We start from the raw sequence: 20470 nt of genomic DNA on the forward strand, positions 1-20470 counted from the left end.
GGTAGGCCACATCGACCCCCGCCCCGGCGACTTGAGGGGTATTGACCGTGATTCGCCGGAGCCACGAGACGTAATACGCGCGTAGTACGCTGGGGAGGTGCCATACGAATGGGACGACTGGGCTCTGGCCGCGCTGCTCGGCATCGAGCTGCCCGAGGTGCGGCAGGCGCTGGAGGCCCACCGGCGCTGGCCCCGCCGGGCCGTCAGCGCCACCGGGGTCCCGGTCCTGACCGTGTGGAGCCGGACGGCGGCGGGCCGGCCGCTGATCGTGGCGGTCTACCACACGGCCGGGCACACCTGGAAGATCATCGGTGCACGCGACATGACGGATGCGGAGCTGACCGAGTTCAGCGGCTGGGAGAAGACCCGATGAGTCACGACGACGCGATGCCTCAGACGGCCGAACAGGTCGCCCCCTTCCTGGACGGGCTCACCTTCGAGCCCCCGCCCGCCCCGCACGACGAGCGGGCCCTGCTCGACGCGCTCCCCCCGGCCGGCTCGGCCGTGATGGTGGTCCGCTCACTGCGGCTGCCGGTCGAGCTCGACGAGGCCGTCGCCTCCGCCGCCAAGGCCGCCGAGGTGGCCAAGACCACCTGGATCCGCCAGGCGATCGAAATGGCCCTGGCCGTCCAGGCCGAGGACGATCAGCCCATCTCCCGGGCCGAGGCCCTGCGCGCCCTGACCCTGCTGCGCCCGGCCCGCCACGTGGCCTGACCTTGCTTCGACAAGCCCGCCACGTGGCCTGACCGCGCGACACGTCCGGGAACGATCGAACGCCCGCAGCGGCTGCTACGGGCGTTCGGGAGCGGGGCGGGAGCGGGGCGGGAGCGCGGCGGGTCAGGCGTCCGGGGTGGCGAAGTCCTGCACCCAGTACGGGGTGCGGTCGCGTGAGATGGCCAGGCCGATGCCCATCTGGCGAAGGCGGCAGTCGAGGATGTTCCGGCGGTGCGTCCGGCTGTTCATCCAGCCGTCGACGACCTCCCACGCGCTGTCGGCGCCGCGGGCGATGTTCTCGCCGTAGCGCTTCCAGCGGTAGCCCGCCCCGGCCACGCGGTCGCCGGCGCTGTCGCCGTTGAGGGACTCGTGGGCGAAGTAGCGGCGGCGGGCCATGTCGGCCGCGTGCTCGTTGGCCGCCTCGATCAGGCGCCGGTCCAGGGTCAGGGAGCCGCAGCCGGCCCGCCGGCGGTTGTGGTTGATCAGAATGAGAACGCGCTGCTGGACGGGGGCGGCCGGACTGGCCGAGACGTCCCGGGCGGTGACGGCCCGGCGAGCGCCGGCCATCAGGTTCGCGGCGGGCCGCTGGGCCGAGAAGCCGTGGCGCTGGCTGTGCCGCCGCACCGACTGGCCGGACGTGGAAGCCTGGCGCTGAGCGGACACGGCCGGGCGCTGGGCGGAAGCGGCCGGGCGCTGGGCCGCGGAGTCGGGGCGCCGAGCCGCATCGGGCCGGGCGGCCGAACCGGGCCGGGCGGCGAAACCGGGCTGGGCCGCGAGCGGCCGCTCAGCCGGATCCGCGGGCTCGTCGGCATCGTCGTCGTCCTGCGGGCGTACGGGATCGTCGTCGTCCTGCGGGCGTACGGGATCGTCGTCATCTTGCTGATCGAAGTCGCCCGCGTCCGGGTCGTCGAGGGTCGGGCGCTCGTGCACCCCCCGGTCGGCGAACGGGTCCTCGTCCGCGTCGAAGTCACCCGCCGTGTCGTCGGACGAGTCCGATCCGAACAGGCTCGGCCACCAGAAATTGCTCCAGCCGGCCACGTCCGGCCGCTCGTCGGCGTCGGCCGACGTCGCCACGACGCCGCCCGCGAGCAGGAGCGCCGAAGCCGCCGCACAGACCACCACGAGTGGTTTCCGCATAACCCCTTGAATCCCATCGCTGCCCGTGGCGCCCGGCCGTTCCGGGCCGCCTACGTGGGGGGTCAACGTCACAGTCCGGGCAAGGTCACTTCACGCCGTACGCCCATCACCGGCCGGGCACCGGCGGGCATCACTGCGAAAGGCGGCCCGAGCAGGGGTTTCACCGGCCGGAGGGCAAGCACGGGCGTCGCACATTCGCACAGACAAACCGGACAGTTCATTCGTACGGGGTAAGCCCGTGGTGCCTTCTTCCCCGTCCGAGCGGAGGTCGCGACCCGTAGGGCGGGGCTGGCAACCTCGTCGCGGTGCGCAATCGATACCTGGATCTCCTCCGTGCCGCCGCGATCGTCCGGGTGATCGTCTACCACCTCTTCGGATGGCCCTGGCTGTCGATCGTGCTGCCGGCCATGGGCGTCATGTTCGCGCTGGCCGGCTCGCTCACCGCGGCCTCGCTGGAGAGGCGGGACGCGCGCCGGGTCGTCACCTCCCGCCTGCGCCGCCTGCTGCCCCCGCTGTGGCTGCTCGGACTGATCGCCGTGCCGGTGATGCTGGTCGCCGGGTGGGCGCAGGAGAGCGACGGCGAGCACCCGTTCAGCCTGCCGCGGCTGCTGTTCTGGCTGTTGCCGATCGGCGACCCGCCCGGCAGCGATCAGGCCATCGACGTGTGGGAACCGCTCTGGTACATCCGCGCGTACGTCTGGTTCGTGCTGCTCTCCCCCGCCCTGTTCGCGCTGTGGCGCAAGGTCGGGTGGGCCGCGGTCGCGCTGCCGCTGCTGATCATGGCCGGGCTCGATCTGACCGGTTTCGAGCTGCCCGGCACGGCCGACGCCGCGCTGTGGGACTTCGTCACGTACGGGGCCTGCTGGATCGCCGGGTTCGCGCACCACGACGGCCGCCTGGCCCGGCTCAAGCCCTGGCTGGTCTATCCGATCGCGCTGGTCCTGGGCGCGGCCGCGCTGTGGTGGGCGCGCGACGAGGGCAGCTTCGACCTCAACGACATCTCCGAGTCGCAGGCGCTGTGGTCGCTGGCGTTCGTGCTGATCGTGTTGCGCTGGCAGCCGCCGATGGGCTGGCTCGGCCGGGTCAAGCCGCTGGACCGGGCGGTCACGCTGGTCAACGCGCGGGCGGTGACGATCTATCTGTGGCACAACATCGCCATCGCGGCCGTCTGGCCGGTGCTGACGGTGCTCGCGCTCGACGACCTGGGTGACCGGCTGGGTGCGGCCACCGATCTGGTCGCGGCGTTCCTGCTGACGCTGCTGGCGATGCTCGTGTTCGGGTGGGCCGAGGATCTCGGGGCCGGGCGCCGGCTGCGGATCTGGCCGACGACGGCAGCCACCCGCACGCAGCCGGAGCCGGAGCCGCAAGGGACGGACCTGGGAGCCGGCGTCGAGCCGGTCCACCACCGGTCGACTGCCGCGGCCGCCATGACACGAACCCCCCGCAACTGGCCACCCGCCCCACCGGCCGGGGCGAACCCGGACCCGGGGCTGCCCGTCGCGGGCCGCCGCGCCGAGCCCCTCGACCAGAGCCCGCCGCCCGAGCGCTGACCAGTGTGAAGGAATCTCAGCTATCCAGGATAAAGTCTGGCTAACCTGAGCGAATGCGGCAGTACGGACATGCGCCCGCGCACCCCGACGAGGGCGCCGGAGTCGTCTCGCTCGTCTTCCGGGCCGGCCCGCTGCTCTGCGCGCTGGCCCTGGACGAGATCATCGAGACGATGCGGCCGCTCGAGACCCGCGCGCTGGCCGGCACGCCCGCGTTCGTCCGGGGCATCACCGTGCTGCGGGGCGTGCCCACCCCGGTGATCGACGTGTCCCGGCTGCTCGGCGGCGGCTCGGGCGAGGCCGAGCGCTACGTCGCCGTGCGCACCGAGCGCGGCGCCGTGGCGCTGGCCACCGGAGAGATCCTCGGCATCCGCGGCGTCGAGGCGGAACCCACCGGCGGCCACCCGGCGCTGCTCGGCGGGGGCAACACCCGCCTGGTGGCCGGGGTCGGCACGCTCGGCACCGAGCCGCTTCTGCTTCTGCACAGCATGCGGGCCGTTCCGGACGAGGTCTGGGAAGCGGCCGCGGCCGCGGGTGTCCCCTCGTGAGCGCGCCCGGTCAGGTCGATCGCTTCCGGGATCTGCTGGCCCGCAAACTGGGCTGGACGTTCGCCGACAACGACGCCCGGCAGCTGGGCGAGCTCCTGCGGGAACGGGCCGCGCAGCACAACCTGAACCGCGAGGACTACCTGGCCCGGCTGGGCGCGCGGCCCTGGGCGGCCGAGCTCACCGAGCTGGTCGAGCGGCTCAGCATCACCGAGACGTACTTCTTCCGGCACGGCGAGCAGTTCGCGGCGCTGCGCGAGGACGCCCTGCCGGAACGGATCGAGGCCCGGGCCGCGCAGCGCACGTTGCGGATGCTGTCGGTGGCCTGCTCGTCCGGCGAGGAGGCGTACTCGCTGGCCATCGCGGCCCGCCAGGCCCGCACGGATCCGGACTGGCTGATCAGCGTCACCGGTGTGGACGCGAATCCGGCGGTGCTGCGCAAGGCCGAGAAGGCCTGGTATTCGACCTGGTCGCTGCGGGAGACCCCGGACGAGGTGCGGCGGCGCTGGTTCCGGCAGGGCGACAGCGGTTACTGGGTGGTCGACGACATCCGCCGGCTGGTGCGGTTCGAACGCACCAACGTGGCCGAGCCGGACGACGGCCTGTGGCGCCCCGAGCAGTACGACGTCGTCTTCTGCCGCAACCTGCTCATGTATCTCACCCCGGACGTCGTGTCGGCGCTGGTCGAACGCATGACCCGGGCGCTGGCGCCGGGCGGTTTCCTGTTCCTGGGTCACACCGACTCGCTGGGCAGCAACCCGGACGGGCTCGAGCTGCGCCACACCCACCGCACGTTCTACTACCGCCGCCACGGTGGCCCCACCCCGGCGCAACGGGTCGCTTCACCGCCCGCCGTCACTTCCACACCGCTTCCCGCGTACGCCGCCCCGGAGGCCCCGGAGCCCACGGAGGACGTCTATCCCCGGGCCCTCGAGCTGCTGCGGCAGGAGCGGTTCACCGCCGCGCTGGAGCTGCTGACCGCGCCCGGCGCCCGCCCGCCGGCGCCCCGCGACCAGCTGCTGCACGGGGTGCTGCTGGCCCAGACCGGGCGGCTGGACGAGGCGATCACCCTGGCCCGCCGGCTCAGCGACGAGGACGGTCTCAACCCGGACGCCCATCAACTGCTCGGGCTCTGCCTCGAGGAGGGTTCGGCGATGGCCGAGGCGATCGGGCAGTACCGCCTGGCCGCGTACCTGGACCCGGGTTTCGCTCTGCCCCGGATGCGGCTCGGACAGCTGGCGCGGCGCCAGGGCGACGAGCGCACGGCGGCGGGCGAGCTGGAACGCGCGCTGGACCTGCTCGCGCACGAGAGCGAGCAGCGGATCACCCTGTTCGGCGGCGGGTTCGGCCGCCTCGCCCTCACGGTGGTGTGCCGTTCCGAGCTGGACGCCTGCGGAGTCCGCCCGTGAGCACGGTCGGCCGGCGGCTCCGGCGTCTGCGCCAGGACTTCGACCAGTCCTTCGCCGAGCCCGCGCGCAGCCACGACGAGGAGCGTCTCGAGCTGCTGACGATCCGAGCGGGCGGACGCCCGTACGCGATCCGGCTCTCCCAGACCTCGGGCGTGCACCCGGACCGGCCGGTCACCCCGTTGCCCGGACCGCAGCCCGCCCTGCTCGGCCTGGCCGGGTTCGCCGGGGCCGTGGTGCCCGTCTACGACCTGGCCGCTCTGCTCGGCCACCCGGTCCCCGAGGTGCCGCGCTGGCTGGTGCTGGCCGCGGGCACGCCCCAGCTCGGCCTGGCCTTCCACGAGTTGGACGGGCACGTGCAGGCAACCCGCTCGGACATCATCCGCGAGTCGGGGGACGCGATCGGCAGCGGCCGGCGGGGAAGCCTGCGCGGGCTCGTCGACCTGCCCGGCGGCAGCCGCCCGATCATCGACATCCCAGCCACACGGGCCCTGGTGCACGTGCTGGCCGGGCACGCCGAAGCCCACCACGAGGAGAACGCAGCATGATGGCCGGACGCACCTTCGGCACCAAGCTGGCCGCCGGTTTCGGCCTGACTCTGGCGCTCACCCTGCTGATGACGCTGACCTCGGTGCTGGCCCTGCGCTACGTGCTGAGCACCAAGGACAACGTGATCGCGTCGGCGCGGGTCAACCTGGCCGGCTCGGAGGCCCTCAACGCGGCCATGGAATCGCGGATCGCCGACTATCGGGGCTACCTGCTCACCGCCGGCGATGAGTACCTCACCGCGACCAACGCCGACCGCACCCGGTTCCTCGACCTGGTCTCCCGGCTGCGGGCGTCGATCACGGATCAGTCGTCCAAGGAGCTGCTCGAGGCCGTGGTCGAGGCCGAGGCCAGGCACGCCACCGTCCTGGCCCCGGTGATGGAGCAGCGGTCCCGGATAGCCTCCCTGGCCAACATCAACCAGCTCACCGGCAACGAGCAGGTCAAGGCGGCCCGGATCGCGGTACAGAAGGCGATCACGGATCTGATCGCCCGGCAGACGGTAGTGGTGGACAACCGCAGCGCCGCGTCGTCGAAACGCGCCGTCGAGGCCATGATCTTCATCATCGGGATCGGGCTGCTGCTCATCGTGGCGTCGGCGCTGGTGACCTGGAAGCTGAGCCGCGACCTGCGCCGCGAGGTGGGCGCCGCGGTCGGGCACATCCAGAGCTCGTCGGCTCAGCTCGAGGCGGCCGCGGCCCAGCAGGCGTCCGGCGGCCGCGACCAGGCCAGCGCCATGAACGAGATCACCACGACGATCAGCGAGCTGCTGATCACCTCGCGGCAGATCGCGGACAGCGCCCAGCGTGTGTCGAAGATCGCCGAGGACACCGCGGACGCGGCCCGCACCGGCGACGCCACCATCAACCAGACCCGGGCGTCGATCACGGCCATCCGCACCCAGGTCGACCAGATCGTGCAGCACATGCTCGCGCTCGGCGAGAAGTCGCAGCAGATCGGCGGGGTCGTCGAACTCGTGTCGGAGCTGGCCGAGCAGACCAACATCCTGGCCATCAACGCGACCATCGAGGCCAGCGGGGCGGGCGAGTGGGGACGCCGGTTCGCGGTGGTCGCCGAGGAGATCCGCAAGCTGGCCGACCGTACGGCGGGGTCGGCCAAGGAGATCCGGGCGCTGATCGAGGACGTGCGCGGGGCGGTGAACACGACCGTCATGGCCACCGAGATCGGCGCCAAGGCGGTGGACGCCGGCTCCCGGCAGTTCGACGACGCCACCAGCTCGTTCCGCAGGATCGCCGGACTGGTGGCCACGACCAGCGACGCCACCCGCGAGATCGAGCTGTCGACCAAGCAGCAGACCACGGCGGTCGAGCAGGTCAACGTGGCCGCCTCGGACACCGCCCGGGTCACCCGCGAGACCGAGGCCAGCGCCGTGCAGACCAAGCAGACGGCCGCCCATCTCAGCACCCTCTCCGGCGAGCTGCTGGAGCTGGTCGGCACCGGACGCCACTGATGGGACGTCCGGTGGCGACACTTCCGCTGACTGCCCGGTGCAGCGGGTCATGACCCGCGACCCGCTGCGCTACTTCCGGATCGAGGCGCGCGAACTGATCGATCAGATCAGCGCGGGCGTCCTCGACCTGGATCAGCAGCCGGGGCCTGACCTGGTCGCCCGGCTGCTGCGGTTCGCGCACACCCTCAAGGGCGCGGCCCGCGTGGTCAAGCAGACCGAGATCGCGGACCGGGCCCACGAGTTCGAGGAGGTGCTGGTTCCGCACCGCGACGAGAGCACCCCCGCGCTGCCGGCCGACGAGATGCGCGAGCTGCTGCGCCTCAACGACGAGATCTCGGGGTTCGTGGACGCGCTGTCCGGACCACCGGCCGCGGCCACGCCCGAGGCCCCGCCCCCGGCAGGACATCCGGAGCCGATCCGCACGGTTCCCCTGAACGAGCCCACCACCCAGGCCGAGGTGGACCAGTCGAACGTCGACGCCGAGCTGGCCCGCGGCGCCGAGGCGGCCGCGGACCGGCAGCCCGAACGCGCGGCCACGGCCGACCTCGACGAACTGCTCGACGCGATCGGGGAGGCCAGCTCGCGCATCGCGCCCCTGCGGGAGGGCGGGCGGACGCTGGCCAAGCTGCACCGCAACGTCGAGACCCTGGGCGATCGCATGCGGGTCGGCCGGACCACCGTGACCGACGCCGCCGCCCGTACGGCGGTCCGGCGGCTCGCGAGCGAACTCGGTGTGCTCGGCCGCCGCCTCACCGACGCCGTCGACCAGGTCGAACGCGAACTCGACGAGGTGCGCGGCCGGGCCGAGGGGCTGCGTCTGGTGCCGGCCGGCTCGATCTTCACGGCGCTGCGCCGGGCCGTGCGCGACGCCGCCGATGCCGAGGGCAAACGGATCAAGTTCCAGGCCACCGGCGCGGACGTGCGGATGGGACCCAACCTGCTCAACCTGATCAACGGCGCGTTCCTGCACGTCGTGCGGAACGCGGTGGTGCACGGCATCGAGCCCGAGGAGCAGCGCCTGGCCGCGGGCAAGCCGCCGGAGGGCACGGTCGGGGTGCACGTCGAACGCCGCGGCCGGTACGCCGAGTTCCGCTGCGCCGACGACGGGCGGGGCTTCGACCTGGCCGCGCTGCGCCGCACCGCCGAGGAACGCGGGCTGCTGCCGCCCGGAGCCGACGCGACACCGCAGTCGCTCATCGACCTCGTGCTGCACGGCGGGATCAGCACCGCCGCCGGGGTCACCGAGGTGGCCGGGCGCGGCATCGGCATGGACGTGGTCCGCGACGTGGCCCAGCAGCTGGGCGGCGAGGTGTCCATCGTGAACCGGCCCGGCGAGGGCGCCACCGTACGGCTCATCGTGCCGTTGACCCTGCTCAGCATGAACGGGCTGATCGTCGAGGCCGGCGGCACGACCGCGACGATGCCGATGGACGCCGTGCGCCGCTGTGTGCGCCTGGCCGCCGACGAGATGGCCGCCGCCGCGGCCACCGCCCGGCTCGCGCACGAGGGTGAGGTGCTGCCGTTCCTGCCGCTGGCCGACGCCTTGCACGCCGGCCCGGACGGGAACCGCGCCGAGCGGAGTTCGGGAGTGGCGGTGGTGCTCGCGGCCGACCGGGACACCGTGGCGATCGGCGTGGACCGCCTGGCCGGCACCACCACGCTGGTCGCCCGCCCGCTGCCCGACCTGGCCCCGGCCGCCCCGGTGATCGCCAGCGTCTCGATCGACGTGGACGGCAATCCGCGGCTCGTGCTCGACGCGCACGGACTGGTCGCCGAGGCCCGGCAGGAGAGCGCCGCGTCGCGCGGCGAGGGTTCGGCCGGGGCCCGGCCCCGGATGCCGATCCTGGTCGTGGACGACTCGCTGACCACCCGGATGCTCGAGCGCAGCATCCTCGAGTCGGCCGGCTACGAGGTCGACCTGGCCGCCTCGGGCGAGGAGGGCCTCGAGCGGGCCCGCAGCCGCGAGTACGGCCTGTACCTCTCCGACATCGACATGCCCGGCATCGACGGCTTCACGTTCGTCGCGCGGACCAAGGCCGACCCGCAGCTGGCGCACGTGCCGACGATCCTGGTGAGCTCGCGGGCCAGCGCCGAGGACAAGCGCCGGGGCGCCGAGGCGGGCGCCTCGGCCTACGTCATCAAGGGCGAGTTCAACCAGGAGGAACTGCTCGCGCACATCCGGAGGCTGATCCTCTGATGATCCGTGTTCTGCTCGTGGAGGATTCCGCGACCATGCGCCACCACCTGCGCGAGTCGCTCGCCGCCGACCCGGAACTGCAGGTCGTGGGCGAGGCGACCGACGGCGGCGACGCGGTCGACATGGTGGCCCGGCTGCGCCCCGACGTGGTGACGATGGACATGATGCTGCCCACGATGAGCGGCCTGGTCGCCACCGAGCACATCATGGCCGAGCAGCCGACGCCGATCCTGGTGGTGTCGTCGGCCGACCGGCGTGAGCTGTTCAGCACCTACAACGCGCTGGCCGCGGGCGCGGTCGACGTGCTGGAGAAACCGCGCGGCGACGCCACCGACGCCGACTGGGGGCGGCGGCTGTGCGCGGCCGTGCGACTGGTCTCGCGCATCCGGGTGATCACGCACCCCCGGGCCCGGCTGGACGGCCGCGGCCGTGCGGCCGCCCCGCCGGTGGCGCCACCGCCCACGGCGCCGCTTCCCCAGGATTCGCTGCAGGTGGTGGCCATGGGCTCGTCCACGGGCGGCCCGGGCGCGCTGACCGAGTTGCTGCGGGCGCTGCCGGGCGGGTTCCGCCCGCCGGTCCTGTGCGTGCAGCACATCGCGGCCAGCGAGCCGTTCGCGGTGGCGTTCTCGGACTGGCTGGCCGGGCAGACCGGCCGCGACGTCAGCTACGCCCGTGACCGCACGCCGCTGGCCGCCCTGGCCGGCCGGGTCGTGCTGGCCCCGCCCGACCGGCACATGCTGGTGCGTGAGGGCCTGGTGCGGCTCAGTGAGGCCCCGCCGCGCCACTCGTGCCGCCCGTCGGTGGACGTGCTGTTCGAGTCGGTCGCCACCGAGCACGGCCCGTCCGCGGCCGGCTGCCTGCTCACCGGCATGGGCCGGGACGGCGCCGAGGGGCTGCTGAGCATGCGGGGCCGGGGTGCGGTCACGTTCGCGCAGGACGAGGCCAGCTGCGTCGTGTACGGCATGCCCCGCGAGGCTGCCCTGATCGGCGCGGCCGTCCACGTGCTGCCGCCGGCCCGCATCGCCGCCCACCTGATCGAGCTGCAGCTCACCGGGAGCCGGCGATGACCCACCGTGTGCTCATCGTCGACGACAGCCTCACCGTGCGGATGGACCTGCACGAGGCGTTCGAGGCGGACGGCTTCGGCACGATCCTGTGCGCCACCGGCACCGAGGCCAGGGCGGCCTTCACCACGGCCGAGTTCGACGTGGCCGTGCTCGACGTGCTGCTGCCCGACGCCGACGGGCTCGAGCTGCTGACCGAGCTGCGCGGCATGCCGAGCCTGGCCGGCGTGGTGACGGTCCTGCTGAGCAGCGTGGACGAGGTCGCCGACCGGCTGGCCGGGTTGCGCACCGGGGCCGACGAGTACGTCGGGAAGCCGTACGACGCCGGATATGTCGTGGCCCGGGTGCGGCAGCTGCTAGGCGACGGGCCGAGCCGCACCGACGACCGCATCCAGGTGCTGATCGTCGACGACAGCATGACCTTCCGCGAGCAGCTGCGCGAGCTGCTCGAGGGCGAGGGCTACGCCGTGCTGCTAGCCCCCAGCGGCGAGGAGGGCCTGCGGATGGCCGCGGACCGGCGCCCGCAGGCGGTGATCGTCGACGGCGTGATGCCCGGCATCGACGGCGCCACGGTGATCCGCCGGATCCGCCTCGACCCGGCGCTGCGCGACACCCCGTGCATCCTGATGACCGCGGCCGACGACTACGCCACCGAGCTGCAGATGCTCGACGCGGGCGCCGACGCGTTCGTCCGCAAGCAGCAGAACCTGGCCATCGTCCCGGCCAAACTGAACGCGGTGCTGCGGCAGACCTCCGAGCAGCTGCCGATCGAGGTCACCGGCAGCCTGCACGGGCCGAGCAAGGTGCTGGCCCTCACCCCCGACCGGCAGCGGCTGACCGAGCTGGCGGCGGCCCTGCAGGGCGACGGGTACGACGTGGTCCAGGTGGCCGACACCGACGACGCGCTCGACCTGCTCGGCGAGCAGCCGGTCGACTGCATCGTGCTCGGGCTGGGCCCGGCCGGCGAGCTGGGCGCGGAGGCCTGCCGGCGGATCAAGGAGGTGCCGCGGATCGGGGAGACGCCGATCGTGATGACCGGCGCCACCGACGACGACATGCTGGCCTGCCTGGCCTTCGGCGCCGACGACTACGTGCGGGGCGACTCCGGGGCCGAGGCGTTACGGGCCCACGTCCGTACGCAGATCCGCCGCAAGCAGTCGCACGACGAGAGCCGCCGGATCCGCGAGGAGCTGATGCGCCGCGAGCTGGACGCGGCCGAGGAGCGCTCGGCCCGGCAGCTCGCCGAGACCCGGGCGGCGCTGGTCGAGGAGCTGGAGTGGCGCAACCGGGAGCTCGAGGCGTTCTCCGGCTCGGTGTCGCACGACCTGCGCGGCCCGCTGCAGGTGATCAGCAGCTTCGCCGAGCACATGCTGGACGACGACGATGAGCCGCTGGGGGCCGAGGCCCGGCGCCGGCTCAGCCGCATCCAGGCCGCCGCGCACCGGATGGCCGACCTGGTCGAGTCGCTGCTGATCCTGGCCCGGGCCAGCCGGGGCGACCTGCGCCGGGCGGAGTTCGACCTGACCGCCACCACGTGGCAGGTGATCGGCGAGGTGGAGGCGCGCGACCCCGAGCACAAGGTGGCCTTCGTCGTGCACGAGAGCATGCGCGCCGACGCCGACGAGGGCCTGGTGCGGGTCATCCTGGAAAACCTGATCAACAACGCGGTCAAGTTCACCCGCAAGATCGAGAACCCGGCGGTCGAGGTGGGCCGGACCGGCGAGGCGTTCTACGTGCGCGACAACGGCGCCGGGTTCCCGTCCGGCAAGGCGGGCGAGCTTTTTCGCCCGTTCGCCCGCCTGCACAGCGCCGAGGATTTCCCCGGCACCGGCATCGGCCTGACCACCGTGCACCGGGCCGTCGAACGGCACGGCGGCGAGATCTGGGCCGAGGGTGAGGACGGGCGGGGGGCGACATTCTGGTTCACGTTGCCCCCGGTGCCGGGCCCGGCCGGTCAGCCGGACCTGCGGGCACAAGCCCGCCGGAACGGTTGAAGTACTTACATTCGCTTACGCCACGACAATTTAACAGTCCTCACTGCACGCAATTCAGATGCATCGCGCTGAAACTGTCCCGGTGACGCCTTTCGGTCCTTTCCAGGAACGGTCACGGCTATATGAACTTGATGCCTCGGCGTCCGGTTCCTGCCTGGCCAACCGAACTGTCCGTCATGATCCCATCAACGCCGGACCACCACTGAGCAGGGACTTCTCCCCCGAACGACGGATGCCGCGTACCACCGAAATTACAAATTTGTATCGTCACCGTCTGACCGACCCGGTTTAGTTACCGGTCATTCCGGTCGGCCGGTTCTGACGTCCGGTGCGCAAGACCGAACCGACGGTGAACCTGGATTGATCAGTGAACATGCACGATTGACAGGCCGCCATCGGGATGTTTCCCGGGGCGCCTGTGTCCGCCCGATCCTGGAGCATTCGTGTCAGTCGACGACCTTTTCCCGTCCACCGGCATAATCAATACCCCCATTTCCTGGGCTTTGGCTGTGTACAGCCGGCCCGGCACGGCGACCGAGTGATGAAGGCCGAATCGGGAACCGTGACCCCGGTACGCGCACCGGTCTCGGTGATCATCTGCGCCTACACGATGCGCCGGTACGACGACGTCCTCGCCGCGGTCGCGGCCGCGCAGGGCCAGATGACCGGCGACGACGAGATGATCGTGGTGATCGACCACAACGAAGAGCTGCGGACGAGGCTGGCCGGCAACCTCGGGGCCTGGCCCGCCCTGAGGATCATCGCCAGCACCGGGCAGCCGGGGCTCTCCGGCGCCCGTAATACCGGCGTCGATGCCGCCGAGCACGACGTCATGATCTTTCTGGACGACGACGCGGTCGCCGACCCGGGTCTGATCGACGCGATGAGCGAGGCGATGAGCGACGACGCGGTCGTCGCGGTCGGCGGCACGCCCGTGCCGGCCTGGCCGCAGGGGCACCGGCCGTGGTGGTTCCCGCCCGAGTTCGACTGGGTCGTCGGGTGCGCCTACGTCGGCCTGCCGACAACCCGCGCCGAGGTGCGCAACGTGATCGGCGCCGCGATGGCGTTCCGCCGCAGCGCGATGATGCTGGCCGGGCCGTTCTCCACCGCCGTCGGCCGGGTCGGCAGTTTGCCGCTCGGCTGCGAGGAGACCGAGCTGTGCATCCGGGTGCGCAAGAACGTGCCGGACGCGATCATCCTTCACCTGCCGGACGCCACCGTGCGTCACCGGGTCACGACGGAACGAACAACCTGGCGCTACTTCCTGCACCGCAGTTACAGCGAAGGCATCAGCAAGGCCATGGTGTCCCGTCTGGTCGGCAGCGAGCAGGCCCTGTCGAGCGAGCGGGCGTACGTCAGCCGGGTGCTGCCCCGCAGCCTGTTGCGAGGACTCGGCGGCATCTTCGTCGGCCGGCCCGCCGGTCTGGGCGCCGCTACAGCCATCGTGCTCGGCCTCTTCGTCACCGCGTTCGGCTACCTTCGCGGCTCCCTCACCCGGGCCGCCCAGGTCGGCGAGGATTTCCGGCCCGTGCTGATCGCCGAGGCGGACGTGGCCGAGCGGACAGTCGTGTTGCCCGAACAGAACTCGCACGGAATCGGGTACGAGGGCGCTCAGCTGCTCGTGCGGCAAAGGGCAAAACCGCTGGCCCTGGTCGACGTGCCCGGTGATCGTCTGGGCACTCCGCTCGACCTGGCCGGACTGCTCGCGCCGGACGCGGGCGACGAGCCACGCCCGGTGCGCACCACGACACCGTCGATCAGCGTGGTCGTCGCGACCCACGGCCGGGTCGAGGGCGCCGTCGAGTGTGTGCGGTCGGTGCTGGCCACCGGCTGGCCGCGGCTTGAAGTGCTGCTCGTCGACAACCACCCGGGCCACGAGGTCAACGCCGCCGCGCTGCGTGCCTTCGCCGACGCCGAACCGCTCGTGCGATACCTGCCGGCGCCGCAGCGGGGCGCGTCAGCCGCCCGCAACGTCGGCCTGGCCCACGCCACCGGGGAGATCATCGCGTTCACCGACGACGACGCTGTGGTCGACCGGCATTGGCTCGATGTGATCGCCGACGGCTTCGCCGACCCGGCTGTCACGTGCGTGACCGGCCTGGTCCGGCCGCGCCGCCTGGACACCCCGGCGCAGGTCTGGTTCGAGGGCTACGGCGGCTTCAGCAAGGGCCTCGAGGTCCAGCGCTTCTCCGGCGCCGACCGGGACCCGGCGCGGGGGGCGCTCTACCCGTTTTCGGCCGGGGCCTACGGGTCCGGCAACAACTCGGCCTTCCGCGCCCACTTCCTCCGCTCGATCGGCGGCTTCGACCCGCACCTGGGCCCCGGCCGCGCGACCGGAGCCGGTGAGGACCTCGACCTGTTCGTACGAGTGGTCCGGACGGGCGGCGTGCTGCGCTACGACCCGAGCGCGCTGGTCTACCACGATCATCGAAGCGAGGAACCCGCCTTGCGCCGGCAGCTCCACTTCTACGGCCGGGGCCTGAGCGCGATGCTCTTCGCCCAGGCGCTCCGGGACAGGGGCACGCTCCTCGCCATTCTGCGCCGGATCCCGGCCGGAGCGCTGTTCCTGCTGTCGCCGTCCTCCCCCAAGAACAACCGGCGTGGCAAGACTTTCCCCAGCAAGCTGGTGCTCGCCGAGTGGGGTGGCATCGCGCTCGGTCCCCTGCTCTATTTCGGGTCCCGGCTGCGGAAGGCGGTGCTCGGTGAGCGCTGAGACAAGCCGTCCGGCCGCTGGACCGCGGGCGGTCAACCTGTCCCCGATGACGACACGTCACGCCGCGGCCGTCGCCATGGTCGTCTCCCTGGCGGTCGCCCTCGGCACCGCCCTCGACCTGGACTACCCGGGACGCGCCGCGCTCACCGTCGGATTCGCGCTGGTGGTGCCCGGTTGGGTCGCGGTCGCCTACGCACGATTCCGCGAGCGCCTGCTCGAGCTCACCGCGGGTATCGGGCTCAGCATCAGCATGGGCATCGTGCTGGCCATGGTGCAGGTGCTCGCGCACTCGTGGCATCCGCGCGCCACGGTTGCCGCGTGGGCCGCACTGACCGCGGGGGCGGCGATCCCGTTGATCGTCCGGCCCCTTCGAGAGCGGCCGTCGGGCGCCGGCCGTTCATGACGTTGATTCTCGACCCGCGGGAGACCCTCGCCGCTCCGCCACCACCGCCTGAGAAGAAGTTCTCGGGTGCGGGGCAGGTGCTCAAGGACGGCAGCGCCCTCGGCATCAGCGTCGGTGTCATGGGACTCTTCGGGTTCCTGACCTGGAGCCTGACCGCACGGCTGGCGGATCCGTCGCTGGTCGGCACGGCCAGCGCCTTGATCAATGCGGTGCTGCTGGTGGCCACGGTCAGCCAGCTGCAGATGGGCAACATGCTCCTGCGCTGGTTGCCCGGCGCCGGCGAACACCGAGCCACCTTGCTGCGTCGCGCCTACCTGACCGTGGTGCTGACCTGTCTGCCGATCTCGGCGATCGTGTTGCTGTTCCTGCCCGGCGGGATCATCGACACGCCGTCGCACATCGCGGCATTCGTGGTGGCGAGTGTCGTGTGGGCTCTCTTCATCCTGCAGGACCAGGTACTCGCCGGGCTCTGGCGAGCATCCTGGGTGCCGGCCAAGAACGGCATCCTCGTACTCGCCCGGTTGATCCTCATCGTGCCGCTTCTGGGCTGGGGCCGCTTCGGCGTGCTGGTGGCCTGGATGGCGCCGGCTGCGTTGATCGTGCTCGCGATCGTCATGGCGATGCCGGTGCTCCTCGGCCGCGCACGGTCCCGGGACGCCGGTCCGGGGGCTGTGCCCCGCCGCGCCGAGGTGGTGCCCTTCGTAGCCGGCGCCTGGGCGGCGTCGCTGGCCTCCCTGATCGTCTCCAACGGCCTCCCGGTCGTCGTCACGGCCATCACGTCGCACGCCGAAGGCGGCATCTTCTTCGTCGTCTGGTCGATCGCCGTCAGCGTCGAGTTCGCGGCCATCGGCTTCGTACAGGCACTGATCGTGCGCAGCAACGGCGATCTGGAACGTCTCGGCGAGCTCACTCGCGGGATCGCCCTGTGGTTCGCCGCCGTGTTCCTTCCGGCGTTGCTGGTGCTGGCTCTGCTGGCGCGGCCGGTTCTGAGCCTGTTCGGATCCGAGTACGCCCAGCAGGGCGCGACGGCCATGCAGTTGCTCTGCCTCGGCCTCGCGTTCCGGATCGTGACCATCCTCGCGGTCGGCGTCGGGCAGGTGCGCAAGCAGCCCTGGACGGTATTCGGCATCCAGGCGTTCAACAGCACCCTGCTGTTCGGTGCGCTCGGCGTCGTCCTGATCACGACCGACGAGACACCGTCGCTGGCCGTGATCGCCCTGCTCTACGCCGGCGCGGGCGCCGTGGCCGCCACCGTGTCGGCCGGTTACCTCGTGCACAACAGTGTGCGCGCCTTCCTGCGACGCATCCCGCTCAGCCTGATCCTGGCCATCGCCAGCCTGGTCGCCTGGTTCACCGGCGCCAAGCTGACCGACCCCGACGACGTCGGGCTGCTGGGGCTGGTCAACGCCCTGCATCCGCTGGCTTGGTCCGGGCTCGTCCTGCTCGCCGTCGCCATGATGCTCGAACTGCGCCGCATGCCCACGCTCCCGTGGGCCGGCTATCTCCTGACGGTCATCGTCGCGATCGAGACGTACGCTCTCCAACCGTTGATCTATGGCGAGGGCCGCCTGCCGGTGGCCTGGCTGCACGCCGGTTTCACCGACTACATCGCCGGCAGCGGTACGGTGGCGCGAGCCTTCGACGCCCGGTTCGACTGGCCCGGCTTCTTCGCGGCGGCCGGCATGCTGGTGAAAGCCTCCGGGCTGGACAGCGCGACCTCCTTCGTCCGCTGGGCTCCGGTGGTCACCATCGTGGCGTGGCTGATTCCGCTGGCCTCGATCGCCCGGGCCTTCCGCCTGCCGCCCCGCACCACCTGGGTGGCGCTCTGGGTCTTCCTCGCCGGCAACTGGGTCGAGCAGGAGTACTTTTCGCCGCAGGCGCTCGCGCTCCTCCTCTTCCTGTGTGGCGTCGCGGTGTGTGTCCGGCTGCTCTCCCGCAAGATCGTGCGCGGGCTGGATTCCGGGGTGATGGCCTCCTCCGGGGAGGACGACGCGCACCGGCCCGGCGTCCGAGCCGTGGCCACCGTGATCGTGGCCGCCATCTGCCTCGGTCTGGCGCCGAGCCATCAGCTCACCCCTTACCTGCTGGCCGGGGTGCTGCTCCTGCTGGCGCTGCTGGCCGGCTTGCAGCCCCGGGGCCTGGTCGTGCTCGCCGCCGTCCTCCCCCTCACCTGGCTCGTGGTCGCCGCGCAGGACTTCTGGATCGGCCACTTCCATGTCTTCACCCAGGATGTGGGCGCGGTCGGCAGTGTGGTCGACAACAACTTCACCGAACGAGTCAGCGGCGCCCCCGAACGCGGCTACATCCAGGCCCTGCGCCTCGGCCTGATCGCCGTGACCGTCGTCCTCGCGGGGATCGGCATGATGCGGCTCTGGGCCGGCATGATGCGGCGGACCGCGATCGTGATCGGCGTCCTCGCCGCCGGCCCGGCCACCTTCGTCCTGGTGCAGAGCTACGGCGGCGAGATGTTCCTCCGCGTGTGGCTCTTCTCCCTGCCCTGGCTGGGCATCCTGGCCGCCAACGCCATCTTCCCCGCGACGGCCTCGATCCAGCTGCGAGCGCACGTGGCTCGGCCGTGGTCCATTCGTGGAGCCCGTTTCGCCCCGGCGGCCGCGGCCGTCACCGCCCTGCTGATCAGCTCGGCCGGCCTGGTGGCACGTTCGGGCAACGACGGGTTCACCCGGGTGACCTCGCATCAGGTGGCCGTGCTGAAGCAGTTCTACGCCCAGGCCGAGCCGGGCACCCGGCTGACGGTGCTCACCTCCCACCTGCCCTGGCGATTCGGGCGGATCACCGACGTCGTCCACACCGCCGTCATGGACACCTGCCACGACACGGATCCGGTCGCGAAATGCGTGCTGGACAGCCGGCCGGACACCGTGATCATCACACCGCAGCAGGACGTCAACGGACAGTTGCTCCGCGGCTATCCGGCCGGGTGGACCCGGCAGGTCGTCGATCAGTTGCTCGCCACCCGGCGGTTCACGCTCGCGCGTGACGACCAGGACATCACCGTGCTGCAGGCTCGTCGCCCGGTCGTGCTCGCGGTCGGCGACAGCATCACCCTGGCGGACGCCGACCCCTCCGCGGGCCGAGCCGGCACCCGCGCCTGGCCCGCGTTGCTCAGTGCCCAGCTGGCCGGCGCGGGCACCCCGGCCCGGGTGATCAACGGCGGGCAGCGAGGCGATTCGACAGCCGGGATGCTGGCCCGGCTCCCCCGGCTGCTCGCGGCGGCCAAACCCGACGTGGTTGTCCTGCTCGGCGGCACCGGCGACGTTCGCTCCGGTGTCCCCACGGCAACCTCGATCGCCAACCTGACCAAGATGATCACGCAGGTCCGAGCGGCCGGCGCGGAGCCCGTCCTGGCCACGATCCCACCGGCGGCCGGCGCCGGCGAAGCACCGCTCAACAGCGCCATCGCCTCCTTGAGCGCCGGCTCAGGCACGCGCTTGGCCGACGCTTACGCAGCGGCCGGGCCGTCCCTCAGCAGCGACGGGATCCTGCCGACGAAGGCCGGCGCCCAGCGGATGGCCGGCCGCATCGGCACGGAGATCACTCAACTCACCACACCGCGGGACGCCGAGCCCCGCGGCCCATTGCACGCCGTCACCACCACACAACGGGGATCGAAATGACCAACACCGGACTCGAGCCGAGCCGTACGCCGAACGCTCCTGCCCGCACCCCCTCCGTCGGGTATCTGGGCTGGTCCGGACACGGCAACCTGGGCGATGACGTGCTCCACGAGGTGATCCAGGCGGCGTTGCCGGAGGTCGGCCTGTCTCCGTTGCCCATGTCCGGGGCCGAGATCCTGCGAACCGGGCTCACCGGCGTGACCGATCGCCGCCGGCGCCCGTTGATCCTCGGCGGAGGCACCGCGGTCGGCCGCGCGAACTGGCGAGCGGCTCTCTACGCGGCGCGGATCTCCTGCGGAGCCGAACACCACCTCATCGGGGTCGGTGTGGAAGACCCCCGCTTTCAGGGCAGGCATTCGTTCTCGTCGAACGGCGAGCTGACCCGCTGGCGGGCTGTCCTGCGTCGCTTCGAGCGGGTCACCGTCCGCGGGCCGCAGTCCCAGGCGCTCCTCGCCGGTATCGGGGTCGAATCCGTCGTGGTCGGCGACCCGGCGCTGCTTCTGCGCCCCGGCGCCCTGCGCGCGCCCGACGCGTCCCGGACCGGCACCGTGGCGATCAGCCTGGGTTACGGCGACGACCTGTGGGGGCACGACCACGACCGCGTGATCGACGCTTGCCGTTCCTACGCGGCCGAGACCGTCACGGCCGGGGGCAAGGTGGTGATGCTCGTGGTGAACCCGGGCGACCGCCGGCACGCCGAGCGCATCGCGGCGGGCCTGCCCGCGGAACTGGTGCGGTGGGAGACCCCGAAGACCTCGGAGGCCTTCTTCCAGGCGATCGCCGACTGCGACGTCGTCGTCGCCGAGCGCCTGCATGCCGGCATCCTCGCGGCCAGCGCCGGCGTACCGACGGTCATGCTCGAGTACCAGCCGAAGTGCCGGGACTTCATGGACTCCGTGGGCCTCGGCGACCTCTGTGTGCGTGTCGACGAGGTCACCTCCGGCCGTCTGGGCGAACTCACCGAGCAGGCGGCCGCGGATCGGCCGGGCCGTGCGGCGATGCTGACCCGGGTAGCGGAACTGCGCGAGCGCCTGCAGGGCGAGGTGTCCTCCCTGACCACGTCGATCCGGCGGAGGCTGGCGTGACGCGCTCGCAGAT

Annotated in this window: 15 protein-coding genes; 14 read left to right on the plus strand and 1 reads right to left on the minus strand. The window is 72.1% G+C overall.

Annotated features, from left to right (window positions below; genetic code table 11):
• The first annotated feature begins 97 nt into the window (after positions 1-97).
• Both ACZ3I4_RS30905 and ACZ3I4_RS30910 read left to right on the plus strand, forming a co-directional pair.
• Positions 98-373 (plus strand): hypothetical protein, encoded by a 276-nt coding sequence (locus ACZ3I4_RS30905; protein WP_465385558.1) that lies wholly within the window; start codon positions 98-100, stop codon positions 371-373.
• Positions 370-714, plus strand: a complete 345-nt coding sequence (locus ACZ3I4_RS30910) for a hypothetical protein (protein ID WP_465385559.1) — start codon at positions 370-372, stop codon at positions 712-714. The genes ACZ3I4_RS30905 and ACZ3I4_RS30910 overlap by 4 nt, the downstream gene beginning before the upstream one ends.
• A gap of 123 nt (positions 715-837) precedes the next feature.
• On the opposite strand, the gene ACZ3I4_RS30915 is transcribed toward ACZ3I4_RS30910, so the two are convergent.
• A complete protein-coding gene (locus ACZ3I4_RS30915) occupies positions 838-1851 on the minus strand; it encodes a CAP domain-containing protein (RefSeq protein WP_465385560.1) in 1014 nt (337 codons plus the stop codon).
• Between the two features lie 305 nt (positions 1852-2156).
• Between ACZ3I4_RS30915 and ACZ3I4_RS30920 the strand changes: the two genes are divergently transcribed.
• The 12 genes from ACZ3I4_RS30920 to ACZ3I4_RS30975 all read left to right on the plus strand — a co-directional run bounded on the left by ACZ3I4_RS30920 (position 2157) and on the right by ACZ3I4_RS30975 (position 20457).
• Positions 2157-3401, plus strand: coding sequence for an acyltransferase family protein (locus ACZ3I4_RS30920; RefSeq protein ID WP_465385561.1), 1245 nt, complete (start codon positions 2157-2159; stop codon positions 3399-3401).
• 53 nt (positions 3402-3454) lie between these two features.
• Positions 3455-3946 (plus strand): chemotaxis protein CheW, encoded by a 492-nt coding sequence (locus ACZ3I4_RS30925; protein ID WP_465385562.1) that lies wholly within the window; start codon positions 3455-3457, stop codon positions 3944-3946.
• Entirely contained in the window at positions 3943-5352 is a 1410-nt protein-coding gene (locus ACZ3I4_RS30930) for a CheR family methyltransferase (RefSeq protein ID WP_465385563.1), read from the plus strand. Before ACZ3I4_RS30925 ends, ACZ3I4_RS30930 begins: the two co-directional genes overlap by 4 nt.
• On the plus strand, positions 5349-5897 hold the full coding sequence (locus ACZ3I4_RS30935) for a chemotaxis protein CheW (RefSeq protein WP_465385564.1): 549 nt from the start codon (positions 5349-5351) through the stop codon (positions 5895-5897). The genes ACZ3I4_RS30930 and ACZ3I4_RS30935 overlap by 4 nt, the downstream gene beginning before the upstream one ends.
• A complete protein-coding gene (locus ACZ3I4_RS30940; RefSeq protein ID WP_465385565.1) occupies positions 5894-7366 on the plus strand; it encodes a methyl-accepting chemotaxis protein in 1473 nt (490 codons plus the stop codon). The genes ACZ3I4_RS30935 and ACZ3I4_RS30940 overlap by 4 nt, the downstream gene beginning before the upstream one ends.
• A gap of 49 nt (positions 7367-7415) precedes the next feature.
• Positions 7416-9563: a hybrid sensor histidine kinase/response regulator gene (locus ACZ3I4_RS30945; protein ID WP_465385566.1), complete on the plus strand. Its 2148-nt coding sequence runs from the start codon at positions 7416-7418 to the stop codon at positions 9561-9563.
• Complete coding sequence (gene cheB / locus ACZ3I4_RS30950) at positions 9563-10630, plus strand: chemotaxis-specific protein-glutamate methyltransferase CheB (RefSeq protein WP_465385567.1); 1068 nt, start codon at positions 9563-9565, stop codon at positions 10628-10630. The genes ACZ3I4_RS30945 and cheB overlap by 1 nt, the downstream gene beginning before the upstream one ends.
• Positions 10627-12621: a response regulator gene (locus ACZ3I4_RS30955; RefSeq protein WP_465385568.1), complete on the plus strand. Its 1995-nt coding sequence runs from the start codon at positions 10627-10629 to the stop codon at positions 12619-12621. Before cheB ends, ACZ3I4_RS30955 begins: the two co-directional genes overlap by 4 nt.
• 562 nt (positions 12622-13183) lie before the next feature.
• A complete protein-coding gene (locus ACZ3I4_RS30960) occupies positions 13184-15334 on the plus strand; it encodes a glycosyltransferase (RefSeq protein ID WP_465385569.1) in 2151 nt (716 codons plus the stop codon).
• Positions 15335-15380: 46 nt separating this feature from the next.
• Entirely contained in the window at positions 15381-15737 is a 357-nt protein-coding gene (locus ACZ3I4_RS30965) for a hypothetical protein (RefSeq protein ID WP_465385570.1), read from the plus strand.
• On the plus strand, positions 15734-19372 hold the full coding sequence (locus ACZ3I4_RS30970; RefSeq protein WP_465385571.1) for a GDSL-type esterase/lipase family protein: 3639 nt from the start codon (positions 15734-15736) through the stop codon (positions 19370-19372). Before ACZ3I4_RS30965 ends, ACZ3I4_RS30970 begins: the two co-directional genes overlap by 4 nt.
• On the plus strand, positions 19369-20457 hold the full coding sequence (locus ACZ3I4_RS30975) for a polysaccharide pyruvyl transferase family protein (RefSeq protein WP_465385572.1): 1089 nt from the start codon (positions 19369-19371) through the stop codon (positions 20455-20457). The genes ACZ3I4_RS30970 and ACZ3I4_RS30975 overlap by 4 nt, the downstream gene beginning before the upstream one ends.
• Positions 20458-20470: the final 13 nt, after the last annotated feature.

The organism is Actinoplanes sp. NPDC021490 (assembly GCF_055562135.1).

Excerpts from the sequence above, each read along its gene's own strand:
- ACZ3I4_RS30910 (WP_465385559.1), top strand. The coding sequence starts at position 370 with ATGAGTCACGACGACGCGATGCCTCAGACGGCCGAACAGGTCGCCCCC.
- ACZ3I4_RS30915 (WP_465385560.1), bottom strand. The coding sequence starts at position 1,851 with ATGCGGAAACCACTCGTGGTGGTCTGTGCGGCGGCTTCGGCGCTCCTG.
- ACZ3I4_RS30925 (WP_465385562.1), top strand. The coding sequence starts at position 3,455 with ATGCGGCAGTACGGACATGCGCCCGCGCACCCCGACGAGGGCGCCGGA.
- ACZ3I4_RS30940 (WP_465385565.1), top strand. The coding sequence starts at position 5,894 with ATGATGGCCGGACGCACCTTCGGCACCAAGCTGGCCGCCGGTTTCGGC.
- ACZ3I4_RS30945 (WP_465385566.1), top strand. The coding sequence starts at position 7,416 with ATGACCCGCGACCCGCTGCGCTACTTCCGGATCGAGGCGCGCGAACTG.
- cheB (WP_465385567.1), top strand. The coding sequence starts at position 9,563 with ATGATCCGTGTTCTGCTCGTGGAGGATTCCGCGACCATGCGCCACCAC.
- ACZ3I4_RS30955 (WP_465385568.1), top strand. The coding sequence starts at position 10,627 with ATGACCCACCGTGTGCTCATCGTCGACGACAGCCTCACCGTGCGGATG.
- ACZ3I4_RS30965 (WP_465385570.1), top strand. The coding sequence starts at position 15,381 with ATGACGACACGTCACGCCGCGGCCGTCGCCATGGTCGTCTCCCTGGCG.
- ACZ3I4_RS30970 (WP_465385571.1), top strand. The coding sequence starts at position 15,734 with ATGACGTTGATTCTCGACCCGCGGGAGACCCTCGCCGCTCCGCCACCA.
- ACZ3I4_RS30975 (WP_465385572.1), top strand. The coding sequence starts at position 19,369 with ATGACCAACACCGGACTCGAGCCGAGCCGTACGCCGAACGCTCCTGCC.